Annotated in this window: 9 protein-coding genes; 2 read left to right on the top strand and 7 right to left on the bottom strand. The window is 43.5% G+C overall.

The features are described from left to right. Window position 1: 1 nt before the first annotated feature. The 5 genes from UH38_RS23610 to UH38_RS23630 form a co-directional block, all read right to left on the bottom strand. Window positions 2-478: a hypothetical protein gene (locus UH38_RS23610; RefSeq protein ID WP_052672554.1), complete on the bottom strand. Its 477-nt coding sequence runs from the start codon at window positions 476-478 to the stop codon at window positions 2-4. A 250-nt stretch (window positions 479-728) separates the two neighbouring features. Then, on the bottom strand, window positions 729-1,421 hold the full coding sequence (gene nblR, locus UH38_RS23615; protein ID WP_045057163.1) for a response regulator transcription factor NblR: 693 nt from the start codon (window positions 1,419-1,421) through the stop codon (window positions 729-731). A 122-nt stretch (window positions 1,422-1,543) separates the two neighbouring features. After that, window positions 1,544-2,461 carry an NAD(+) kinase gene (locus tag UH38_RS23620; RefSeq protein ID WP_045057170.1) on the bottom strand — a complete coding sequence of 306 codons (918 nt, stop codon included), beginning with the start codon at window positions 2,459-2,461 and terminating at the stop codon, window positions 1,544-1,546. 154 nt (window positions 2,462-2,615) lie between these two features. Further along, window positions 2,616-5,696 carry an EAL domain-containing protein gene (locus UH38_RS25120; protein WP_052672555.1) on the bottom strand — a complete coding sequence of 1,027 codons (3,081 nt, stop codon included), beginning with the start codon at window positions 5,694-5,696 and terminating at the stop codon, window positions 2,616-2,618. Between the two features lie 282 nt (window positions 5,697-5,978). Then, window positions 5,979-7,121, bottom strand: a complete 1,143-nt coding sequence (locus tag UH38_RS23630; protein WP_045057164.1) for a hypothetical protein — start codon at window positions 7,119-7,121, stop codon at window positions 5,979-5,981. Window positions 7,122-7,320: 199 nt separating this feature from the next. Here UH38_RS23630 and UH38_RS23635 point away from each other — a divergent pair, with 199 nt between their 5' ends. Beyond that, a complete protein-coding gene (locus UH38_RS23635) occupies window positions 7,321-8,910 on the top strand; it encodes a glycoside hydrolase family 57 protein (RefSeq protein WP_045057165.1) in 1,590 nt (529 codons plus the stop codon). Window positions 8,911-9,036: 126 nt separating this feature from the next. On the opposite strand, the gene UH38_RS23640 is transcribed toward UH38_RS23635, so the two are convergent. Continuing rightward, window positions 9,037-9,681 (bottom strand): Uma2 family endonuclease, encoded by a 645-nt coding sequence (locus UH38_RS23640; protein ID WP_045057166.1) that lies wholly within the window; start codon window positions 9,679-9,681, stop codon window positions 9,037-9,039. Window positions 9,682-9,746: 65 nt separating this feature from the next. Beyond that, complete coding sequence (gene larB / locus UH38_RS23645; protein WP_045057172.1) at window positions 9,747-10,526, bottom strand: nickel pincer cofactor biosynthesis protein LarB; 780 nt, start codon at window positions 10,524-10,526, stop codon at window positions 9,747-9,749. A gap of 375 nt (window positions 10,527-10,901) precedes the next feature. Between larB and UH38_RS23650 the strand changes: the two genes are divergently transcribed. Beyond that, window positions 10,902-11,969, top strand: a complete 1,068-nt coding sequence (locus tag UH38_RS23650) for a Fic family protein (protein ID WP_200892601.1) — start codon at window positions 10,902-10,904, stop codon at window positions 11,967-11,969. The last annotated feature ends 111 nt before the right edge of the window (window positions 11,970-12,080 follow it).

Below are 12,080 nucleotides of genomic sequence, written 5' to 3' on the forward strand. Positions count from 1 at the left end.
TTTAATCTGCGATTGACCATTGTATATAAGGACGTGCAGTAAAAATACTGCGAGTATCAAAGCCAGATGGATTAGCTGGAGTATCTGGAGGTAAATACAATTGAAAATAAACGTTGCCATTAGCAAAACGAAATCTAGAATTAATTTCTGGATTTTTTGCTCTAGCGATACAACTAGAATATGCTGGTTTTAATGATGCTGTATATTCTACAAGTTTAGGTTTTGCTACTACTAACTTAGCTTTACCTGCAAAGGCTAAGGTATCAGGAATAATTGTAAATTGTCCCCCACCTTCATACTGACGTGTGTTAGTCCAAACGCCAATTGATTGCGGACAGTTTCCCGATCTACGTTCTACTTTTACTAATGTATCTGGTGGCGTTGTTGGCAATTCTGGCTGGCTTAATTGCGCTGGCGTTGCAGTTGTAAGCGTTAGTGTCAACAAGCTAATTATTGTGCTATTTAGTAGAGTTTTCATCTTCAAAATGTCAAAGTCTACATTTAGCTTTCCCAAAAATTTAGTAATTATTAATGCGCGAATACGCGCATTATTACCCTCTGAGTAAATTCGCTTTCTTGGAATGTGGGGCTACGCACTTCTTTCTTTTTCCATAATTGAAATTTTGGCGCGACATTTGCGGAGAGAATCCGCTTGGATTGAAAACCAAATGAATTAATGATTAATTCCGTTCGTAATTACGAATTACGAATTACGAATTATTTGGTCACTATGATTCGCGTAGTACGTAGCCTACTCCGCGTACGGTTTGAATTAGACGCTTTTGGCTTTCGTCTTCGATTTTCAGGCGCAGATAGCGAATGTAAACTTCAATTACATTGGATTCGCCCATGAAATCGTAACCCCAGACGTTTTCTAAAATCTGTTCGCGGGTTAATACTTCACGGGGATGTTCCATCAAATATTTAAGCAATTCAAACTCTTTCATTGTCAGATCGATCGCTTTGCCGTAGCGAATGGCGCGGCGAGTGCCTAAGTCTAATACCAAATCGCCAAACCGCAATTGTTCTGTTACGGTAGGTTCTGTTTGTAAGTAGAGCCGCACTAACTTTAAAAATTCTTCCGCACGATAGGGCTTGAGAAAGTAATCATCTGCCCCTGATTCTAGGCAAGCTACGCGATCGTCTACTGTATCGCGTGCCATTAATACTAACATTGGCTCTCGCGCCCCAGTCTTCCGCAGATAGTTGCACAAGTTTAGCCCAGATTCTCCTGCTAGCATTCGATCTACCACAATCAACGCCGGATGGCGATCGCGCAAATTAGCAATACCGCTATCGGCATCGTGGGCTACAACAGCTTCGTAACCTGATGCTTGTAAATCGAGACTTACTTGAGTTGCTAAAGTTTCGTCAGTTTCGATTACCAACACGCAAGCATTGCGATCGACAGTTGTTATCATAACTTCATCCGGCTAAAGGATTCTTAACCACATAACTTCGTGGTTCTAATTTAACGCAAAGCACGATTTAAACTAAGTCTAAATCAAGCACTTGAGCATTAATACTTATTATATCATCTAAATTAAGGAAGCTCCACCGAAGTAGGTTTGGCGATATGAGGCAAACCCCAGCCTAATTTTTCGCGGAGAATGCGGAAAAACTCTGGCGATTGCAAGCGGATGAACTTAGCTTGATAAGGCGATCGCTCGATATATATGCGATCGTCAGGAAACACGTAGCAGCCGCCGTTGCCATCGACTACCATCACTAGCCGCGTAGGATTAGCCGAAAACACCGTAACAGGTTCGGTATCGGCAAACACCAAAGCCCTCGAAGCCAAGGAATGAGGGCAGATTGGCACTAATTGCAGTACAGGAACGCCTGGGGTAATCACAGGACCGCCCGCACTAAGAGAATAAGCCGTAGAACCTGTAGGCGTGGAGACAATAATTCCATCGGCGGCTATATCTACAGGAGCATGATGCCCGATCGCAATTTCAAAATGGCACATACTCGTTAATGGTTCTCGATGCAGCACCATTTCATTGAGACACAATGCTTCCCAGATAGTATTATTCTGGCGAACTACTCGTACGGCAAGCATTACTCGCTCTTCAATTTCGTACTGTCCTTCGCTAACGTTATCTAAAGCTTCAGCTAGCATATTGACGTAAGTTTCTGTCAAGAACCCCATATGCCCAGTGTTTACCGTCAATAGGGGGATGCCAATCGGCGCAACCTGGCGAAAAGCAGAAAGCACTGTGCCATCACCACCCAGCACGACAGCAAAACTCATGTCTGAGTCAAAACCAGGAGGAGTCAAACATTCAATCGGAGTTAGACATATAGGGCTGTCTGGCGTAGCGTAGCCTAAAATGCCACCAATACCAGTTGCCATACAAACATCCCACCCTGTGGCTGTTAGCTTGTGTTCTAGTTCATGTGCGACGCGAAGCGCTACAGGCTTTTCGTCGTTGTAGATAATGCCTACTTTCGGCACGTGCAAAACCCAAATTAAAGCGACGCTAGTTACTAAACTAATGACAAAAATTATTTTTGCCATCAACAAGGAAACTTCTTCCCTTTGTACGACTTCTGTAAGAAATCGGTGTATGTCGATCCTTGCACATTTTTGGGCGAATTTTTACATAGGTCTAACTTGAATGGGAAATTGGTACAGATGGGGGGTAGTAAATCGGCTTTTGGGCGAGCAGAGTTGCGATCGCTTCTGCATCTAGTGGTTTAGAAAACAAGTATCCTTGGGCGAGTCCCTTACCAGTATCCAATTTTTGTAATTGTGCTAGCTGCTCTTGTGTTTCTACTCCTTCAGCAACTATATACGTGCCGACATTATGGGCAAGAGTAACGATAGTTTGAATAATTGCTGTATTTTCGCCATTTGCGCTGATACGTTTGACGAACGAGCGATCGATTTTTAAGGCATCAAAGGGGAAGCGGTGTAGGTAGCTCAAAGATGAATACCCTGTACCGAAGTCGTCAATATAGAGTTTGACACCCAAAGTTCTAAGTTGCATCAACATTTTGGCTGCGGCTTCGGCATTTTCGACAATCGTACCTTCAGTAATTTCCAGCTTTAAACTTTGTGCTTCAAGTCCAGTTGCTTGCAAAATTTGCTTAATTTGCTCGATTAAATTTAGTTGGGAAAACTGTTTGGGCGAAAGATTGACGCTTACTGTTAAAGGTGGACTTGTAGGGAATTTTGCTTGCCATTGGCATAATTGACGGCAAGCTTGGCGGAGTATCCAGTAGCCAAGCGGCACAATTAAACCAGTTTCCTCGGCTATGGGAATAAAGTCTACTGGTGAAACCCAACCATAACTTGGATGCTGCCAGCGAATTAGTGCCTCAAACCCTGTAATCATGCCTGTTTGCATAGCTACTATCGGTTGATAGTGGACTTGCAGTTCTTGGCTATCTAAAGCTAGGCGCAGATCGTTTTCTAATTGCAAGCGCGTTAATGCTTTGGCGTGCATAGCTGGATCGAACACTTCATAACGAGCTTTACCTTGGGCTTTAGCTTTATACATAGCAGTATCAGCATCGCGCAATAGATTTTCTGCGGATTTATCGCTTTTTTTCGCCAACGCAATCCCAATACTTACGCTTGTAAAAATTTGACACTCGCTTGCTAGCTGGAATGGTGGTTCCAACTGTGCTTGAATTCGGTTAGCAACCTCTATAGCATCGCCGATCGTGTTGAGATCCTCTAGTAAAATAGCAAACTCATCGCCGCCTAGCCGAGCTAAAGTATCGATAGAACGCAGGCAAGGCGATAATATCTGGGCAAAGGCAATTAACAATTGGTCTCCATAAATATGACCTAAGCTGTCGTTAACTACTTTGAAGCGGTCTAGATCCAAAAATAATACTGCAAATAAGCGCTCTTGCCGCTGGTTGAGTTTAATTCTATGTTCGAGACGATCTATAAATAAAGCCCGATTTGCCAAGCCTGTCAGCGAGTCGTGGAAAGCGTCGTGGAGTAGTTGGTTTTCAAATAACTTGCGCTCTGTAATATCAGTTTGCGATCCGGCGATGCGATAGGGATTACCGTTTTCGTCTTGAACTGCTAACCCCCGACTTAGCATCCAGCGATCGCTGTTACATTTATGCTGGATGCGATACTCGAATTCAAAATGGGTAGTTAAACCTTGGAGATGTTTGCTAAGGGCGCTTTTAAATCCTTCTACATCCTCTGGATGAATGCAATTAAACCATTCTTGGATGCTATTACCAATTTCGTGTTGTTCGTAACCAAGCATCGATTTCCAACGCGGCGAGAAATACAGCCGATTATTTTTTAAATCCCAATCCCATAATCCATCATTGGCTCCATTGGCGGCGAGGATATATCTCTGTTCGCTCTCGCGCAAAGCTGTTTCTACGCGCAAACGTTCTGTAACTTCTTTTTCTAGGTTTTGTTTGGCAGTTTCAGCAGTTTGAGCGCGGACTAAGATTGTTTCGGCGCGCTTGCGTTCGATGGCGATCGCAAGTACGTTGGCGATCGCTTGCAAAAAGTAGATTTCGTCGGCGCTAAAAGTCCTACTCTTCGTTTCGTGGACGCTCAAGACTCCATAAGGTTCTTGCGATGTAGCGATGAGGACGTTAAGGCTACTGACAATTTGATGCTCTTGCAATAGTCCTAAATCGCTCCAAATTGTTTCGGCTTTTAAGTCTTCAATAACTAACTGTTTGTTGTTAATTAACTGATAGCCGATTTGAGTGTGTGTTGCTGTTTCTAGCGTTGCTTGTCCGACAAAATCTTGTTGCCATCCTACTCCAGCGCGGAGCAGTAATGCTTGGCTGTAGGGCAGAGATTCTAATATACTTGCGTACTCAACTTTTAAGGTTTGGGCGATCGCGCTAATGGCTGTTTGCATCAAAGCAAATAGATCGGTTTCAACTACTGCTGTTTGGCTGATTTTGGTAACTGTTGTCTGCTGGTAGGTGCGCTCTCTAACTGCATCTACCATCTGGTCAAAAGTACGAGCAACGTTAGTTATTTCGTCGCGTCCTTTGGGCCAGTCTCCTTCGGGTAAATGAATGGACAAGTCTCCGGCTGCAACTAATAAAGTAGCGCGGCTTAACCTGGCAATCCGGCGCATAATTGCCCAGTAGAGAATGAGTAAGAGTACGCTAATTTGGGTAGCCACGCCAATAGTTGTCGCGATCGCAATATTTTTAGTAGAGCTTGCAATTGCGCGATCGCGCGGAGCTAAGTCAATATATACTCCCATTGCAGCGACAATTCGACCGTTGACTTTTAACGGCACGCTAATTTCTAATAGTTGCTCGTCGTCTTCCTCTTCCTCGCTCGATTTACCTGTAATTAACGGCTCAAGGTCGTGCTTTTCTAGAGGATAATCAACTTCAAGATTCTGGCGATCGCTACTAGCCCAAACTTTCGGCACGCTGTCAACAATTCTATATATGTTGATGCGGTGAATTGATGGCTCTAATTTCTTTAATTCTTCTAAAAAGATATTCATGCTCGCCGCATCTTCTGCGTGAGAGCTAAATTCTACAGCAATAATGCTTGCTAATTGCCTAGCTTGGTTGTTATGCGATTCTTTGAGGCGTTCTCTAATTGTCGTACTAGCATTAACTGTCAAAACAGTTGCAGTAGCAACCGTAACAGCCAGCAAGGGAAGGCAAATTTTGATTGCTACTGGAATCTGTCGTTCCCAGTATTTTGAGGCTTTAGCAAGAAACTTCACTTTTGTTCGCTCTAAGTTTATAGATATTTAGCTGCGGCGATCTTTTTCGATCTTGCTCTGGTACTAGAACATTCTCAAGTTGCAATTGTGCGATCGCATCACTTACCTATAGTGAAGTTATCAAATTTTTTTGCTGGTGAAATTAGTAGAAATACAGGGATCGGCAAACTATAGTTGCCCTAATACTGAGTAATTCAAGGCTCAATATCCGTATATGCAAAAATTCCCCTGAAGATTGGGGAACTTTCCTTTGAATTAATGTTTTGCTTAATCTGCTAAGTTTTATGAAGCACTCAATTCTGTAGGCGTTTCTTGGTTGCTATCTACAGCCGCACCGATCGCATTGATATCAATATTAAACTTGGTGGCGATCGCTTTGATTACTTCTTGCTCTTGAGGTGTTTGTACGCCATCGGCTTCAGCAATGCGGTAACACTGTGCTAACAAGGGAATGGCAAAATCGCGGTTGAGGATAGCAAGTAAATCATCTAGAGGTTGCGGCGTTTTGATATTACGCGCGATCGCTTTTAATGACGACGGAGTGAGGTTTAATGCTTGCAGTTGAGGCAAAATCTCTTCCCATGACTTTTCGGGGTGACTTGCCAAAATTGCGTGTACCAAGATTTGATCCATAACGATTTGTTGGGCGATTGCCGTTTTAAGATATTCTTGGCTTTGTTGCTGTAAGTTGTCGAGAGTTTTTGCGTCTACGGGCTGATTTGATTTCACCTTAGCTTCGTAGAACCGACAAGCAGCATAGCCCAAAGAGTACAACATCGCTGCATTTGAACTTGCGCCAATTGTTGCACCTGCAAAGGGTACATTTCTGAGTATGCCTAAACCCGCAGCCCGTAAAATTCTCCCGCCGCCAAGTCCCAAACCAAAAATTCCTAATACTTCGCCTCTACGCGCCGGATCTTTGAGATCCAAGCCATAAGCAGCAGCAATTTGATATACCATTTCAGCTTGCAAGCGCGTCGTTGCTGCTAAATCTACAGCAAATAATGCCAAAGCTACACCAGGTAAAATACTGCTGGCTAGCCCAATTCCGCCTGCTTGGGTAGCTTTTTCTACCATAATGCGGTGAGCAATTTGACTGGGCGAATCGTTAGGGTACTTTTGTTGCAGCTTTTTGACAGCATCTTCAGCCTTTGAGACATCAACATTAGAAGTTGCACCAAATAGCCAATCGAGGTTGAGAAAGCGAGTTAGCCTGCGAACAAACCAATTTTCGCCAATACTATCAATAGTTTGTCCCGCCCCTTTTGTCGCTTGAGAAATCCAGTCGTGGGCTGTATCGGCGGCATTCTGCCCAGCATCCAAAGCTATGGACGCGATCGCACTTGCAACCCCAAAGGCGTTTTTAGTTACAGATTCCAAAAAAGAAGGTGAGTTTTCTGGCTGTTTTTGGGCTTTATTAGTCATTACTCGGCTTTTTTCCCTGCTAGCTACTGCTCTAGTAAGGTTTTAGCGAATAATGTACGGCAAAAACATCTATCTAACGCTGGGAATTGATCGAGACATTTCACGGTGCTACCTCTTTCGGCATAAAATTCTTACAATATGTTGCTTTTACCCTAGCTGGCGATCGCTATATCCCTGCACACCCAACTTTGAGATTACTATGGCTATTGGCTATGTCGCGCTTGTCCTCCACGCTCATTTACCTTTTGTTCGTCACCCTGAAAGTGACTATGTACTGGAGGAAGAATGGCTCTATGAAGCCATCACAGAAACTTATATTCCCTTATTGCAAGTATTTGAAGGCTTAAAAAAAGACGGCATCGACTTCAAAATTACCATGAGCATGACACCGCCACTGGTGTCTATGCTGCGCGATAAGTTGCTGCAAGAACGCTACGATGCTCACTTAGCCCAATTAGAAGAATTAATCGAGCTAGAAGCTGAACGCAACACGAATAACGGACACATCCGCTATTTAGCCGAGTATTACGCCAACGAGTTTAACAAAGCCCGTCAGCTATGGGAACACTACAAAGGCGACTTAGTAACTGCATTTAAGCAATTTCAAGATACTAATAACTTAGAAATTATTACCTGCGGTGCTACTCACGGCTATTTGCCATTAATGAAGATGTATCCCCAAGCAGTTTGGGCGCAAATTCAGGTAGCTTGCGAACACTACGAACAAACTTTTGGTCGTCCGCCCAAAGGTATTTGGTTGCCCGAATGCGCCTACTACGAGGGGCTAGAAAGGATGTTAGCTGATGCTGGCTTGCGTTACTTCCTTACAGACGGTCATGGCATTCTCTACGCCCGTCCGCGCCCGCGTTTTGGCAGTTACGCGCCGATATTTACAGAGACGGGGGTAGCAGCGTTTGGACGCGATCACGAATCGTCTCAGCAAGTTTGGTCGTCAGAAGTTGGCTATCCTGGTGCGGCTGAATACCGCGAGTTTTACAAAGATTTGGGTTGGGAAGCAGAATACGAATACATTAAGCCGTACATCATGCCCAACGGTCAGCGCAAAAATACAGGGATTAAGTACCATAAAATCACTGGGCGCGGCTTGGGGTTATCGGACAAGGCGCTTTACGATCCTTACTGGGCAAGAGAAAAAGCTGCGGAACACGCTGGCAATTTTATGTACAATCGCGAGCAACAAGTTGGGAATTTGCACGCCATTATGCAGCGCCCGCCGATTGTTGTTTCTCCCTACGATGCTGAGTTATTCGGTCATTGGTGGTACGAAGGACCTTGGTTTATCGATTACCTTTTCCGCAAGTCATGGTACGACCAGGGAACGTACAAAATGACGCATTTAGCTGATTATTTGCGGGAAAATCCTAATCAACAAGTTTGTCGTCCTTCTCAATCTAGTTGGGGCTTTAAAGGATTTCATGAATATTGGTTGAATGAGACTAATGCTTGGGTTTATCCGCACCTACATAAAGCCGCCGAACGGATGATCGAACTTGGACGCAAAGAACCAGCCGATGAGTTGGAATGGAAAGCTTTAAATCAAGCAGCGAGGGAATTATTACTAGCGCAGTCTTCAGATTGGGCGTTTATTATGCGGACGGGAACAATGGTTCCCTATGCTGTGAGGAGGACGAGATCGCACTTAATGCGGTTTAATAAGCTCTACGAAGAACTCAATCTGGGTAAAGTTGATAGTGGCTGGCTAGAAAAAGTGGAAGAAATGGATAACATCTTCCCAGAAATCAATTACCGCGTTTACCGTCCAATGTAGGGTTTAGAGGTTAAGTGACACAAAACTGAGTTTGTTCCAGTGCGATCGCGTCTCATGTAATTTTACAGGGTAATATGGCGCGATCGTAGCGGATTTTTTCACTCATGTTGCCATCCAACTGAAAACTTAATTTTTGGCTTGGGAGTTTACCCAACTTCTAAAAGCTTTAATAGTGGCGTTTCTACCTTTAATTTTACTTTGCTCGACGTAGTGAGGAATAATATCAACTAAAGGCAAGCTAGGAAAATTGCGGCTAATATTTGATTTAACATATTTGCCACTTTCTAATACATTTATTTCTAAACTTTCACCGTCGTATCGCCACAATTCCGGTACTCCTAAAGCTTCGTAGTTGTTAAGGCGAGTGCGAGAAGTTATATCAATTTCCAGTGCTAAATCTGGCGGCGGGTCTATAGCCAGGTCTATGCGTTTTTTACCTCTAATTGCTGCTTCATTTTGGATATAAAAGCATTGATCGGCTTCTACTCCTACAGACATCTGCTTATTTTTATAAGTAGTAGAACCAAGAGGTCTAAATTCAATATTAAGTTCTTCAAGTAGCGCTTTTAATAAGTCGCCAATGATTTCTTTGTCATCCTCATGTTCTGGTAGTGGAGTCATTATTTCCAATAGTCCCTGACTATAATTAACTCTAGCAGCACGCTTTTCCCCTAATTCTTCTAAAATATTTTCATACATCTGCCAAGAAATATTTTTCAGTAACAACTGCTGCCCAGGTTTGACAACTAATTGATTTAGTTCTAATAGCATAAATTTACCTATAGATTGATACTACAAGTTTGTATAACTATAAGTATAAACTTCCTATTAGGTGCTTAAAGCCGATTTAACTTCGCTGCCGTTCTTAAAATCTGACCTGCCAAAATTGCCGCGCCAAAGCCATTATCAATATTGACTACACCTACACCCGCAGCACAAGAATTGAGCATTGTAAGTAGTGGTGCAAGTCCGCCAAAACTTGCCCCGTAGCCGATGCTAGTAGGTACAGCAATTACAGGACAATCTGCTAAACCTGCAACTACACTCGGTAATGCGCCTTCCATCCCTGCAACCACAATTAGCACTGATGCAGAGTCTATGACATGGCGATTGTTGAGCAAGCGATGAATCCCTGCTACACCTACATCCCACAATCGTTGTACTTGGAAGCCGCACAGAGTCGCTGTAACTGCTGCTTCTTCTGCTACAGGTAAATCGGCAGTACCAGCCGATAAAATGCCAATAGTACCTGGATATTCAGGTTCGATATTAGCAGGAGCGATCGCACATATTCGCGCCGATGGGTAATATGCTAGCCCTGCAACTTTTGTTTCTAATTGAGCGTAAACTGTACTTTCAATGCGCGTCGCCATAACTACCGAACTGCGTTGGCGCATTGCTGTCATAATTTGAGCAATTTGATCTGGTGTTTTGTCCTGACCCCATATTACTTCTGGAAAACCTGTTCTCAGTTTACGGTGATGGTCTATACGGGCAAAATCGCCTACAGGTTCATAGGCAAAATGCTTGAGTTTTTCTAGTGCAACTGCGGGATTAATTTCGCCAGCAGCGACAGATTCAAGGAGATTTTGTAAGTTAGCGTCGGGTTGGGTCACGGTAGACAAGGGGGACACAGGGGGATCTACCACCTATTCTAGAAGTAATCCTGTTTGCTTTTCTCAAGCTGCGCTTAGGTCGGCGATCGCCCTTTGCCTAAAATTTTATGTTTTATTCTATAGAAACTAAAAATAATTACATTAGCATTTATGCTCAGAAGCGATCGCGTTTAACGGTGAAGTTGTGCGGCGGTAAATATGCTTGAACGCCCACCAATAATCTCCGTTTCGTCCGCACCAACGCAGTGTTAGGTTGCTCTACAAGGCACTAGATGTAGTGTAAGGTATTCTGTGCGAGCAATCTTATTAACGAAAAAGAGGGCTTTCTGATAATATAGGGTGACAATTTATTCAGTATTATCGCAACCGATAACAATGCTTGAGGCTTCTAGAGCAGGGCAATATGTAGAACAGCTAGAGGGCTATAGAGCCTTTATACCTAATCCACTGCCACCCGTGCCTGAGATTATTATGGACCAGGAAATGTGGAATTTGCTATCTCAAGCGGATCGTGCCTTGGGTCGCCTAGACGGAGCAACTGATGCACTCCCAAACCCAGATTTATTTGTGTTCATGTATGTTCGTAAAGAAGCAGTTTTGTCGAGCCAGATTGAGGGCACACAAGCATCTTTGATCGATGTTCTAGAATTTGAATCTCAGGCTTTAGAGCCAGATAATCCCCAAGAGGTAGCAGAGGTCGTGAATTACATCTCTGCGATTAATTATGGTCTTGAGCGACTCAAAGAGTTACCCGTATCTTTGCGATTAATTCGAGAAATTCACCAAGAGTTAATGGCAGGGGTGAGAGGTGCTGAACGCAATCCAGGGGAGTTTCGCCGTAGCCAGAATTGGATTGGTGCAGGAGGATGCTCCCTAGCAGAAGCAACCTATATTCCCCCACCGCCGCATGAAATGCTCCAATCTCTAGACAATTTGGAGAAATTTTTGCATAGCCCACAACCTATACCAACTTTGATTAAGGTTGGATTAGCCCACGCTCAATTCGAGACTATTCATCCTTTTCTTGATGGTAATGGCAGAACAGGACGACTACTAATTACCTTTCTGTTGTGCGAGCAAAATATACTTCAACGTCCTTTACTTTACATCTCTTACTATTTCAAGAAATACCGCGCCGAATATTACGATCGCCTGCAGGCTGTCCGAGATAGTGGCAACTGGGAGGGTTGGCTCAAATTCTTTTTACGTGGTGTTTATGAGGTTGCTCAAGAAGCTGCTGCTACTGCCCGTAAAATTGTCAAATTGAAAGAGGAACATCGTCAGTTAGTAATTAATGAGATGGGACGTAGATCGGGTAATGCGATCGCCTTGCTTGAGAGCCTTTATTTCAGACCGATTTTTACTGTAGAACATGCCGAGGCAATCACAAATCTGTCATACCCTAACGCAAACACTTTAATTAAGGATCTTATACCAATTTAATGTGAAGATAAACTTAATACAGCATCAGTAATAAACTCCCAACCTGTAAGCGAAGCAATCAATTCTGGAGTTAAGTCTTTGAGAATGTCAGACAATCTCCGTCGCAATTGT

The organism is Aliterella atlantica CENA595, from assembly GCF_000952155.1.
Classification (GTDB): Bacteria; Cyanobacteriota; Cyanobacteriia; order Cyanobacteriales; family Chroococcidiopsidaceae; genus Aliterella; species Aliterella atlantica.

Bases quoted from the DNA above. Each gene is read 5' to 3' on its own strand.
- UH38_RS23650 (WP_200892601.1), top strand. From the start codon at position 10,902: ATGCTTGAGGCTTCTAGAGCAGGGCAATATGTAGAACAGCTAGAGGGC.
- nblR (WP_045057163.1), bottom strand. From the start codon at position 1,421: ATGATAACAACTGTCGATCGCAATGCTTGCGTGTTGGTAATCGAAACT.
- UH38_RS23635 (WP_045057165.1), top strand. From the start codon at position 7,321: ATGGCTATTGGCTATGTCGCGCTTGTCCTCCACGCTCATTTACCTTTT.
- UH38_RS23630 (WP_045057164.1), bottom strand. From the start codon at position 7,121: ATGACTAATAAAGCCCAAAAACAGCCAGAAAACTCACCTTCTTTTTTG.
- UH38_RS23640 (WP_045057166.1), bottom strand. From the start codon at position 9,681: ATGCTATTAGAACTAAATCAATTAGTTGTCAAACCTGGGCAGCAGTTG.
- UH38_RS23610 (WP_052672554.1), bottom strand. From the start codon at position 478: ATGAAAACTCTACTAAATAGCACAATAATTAGCTTGTTGACACTAACG.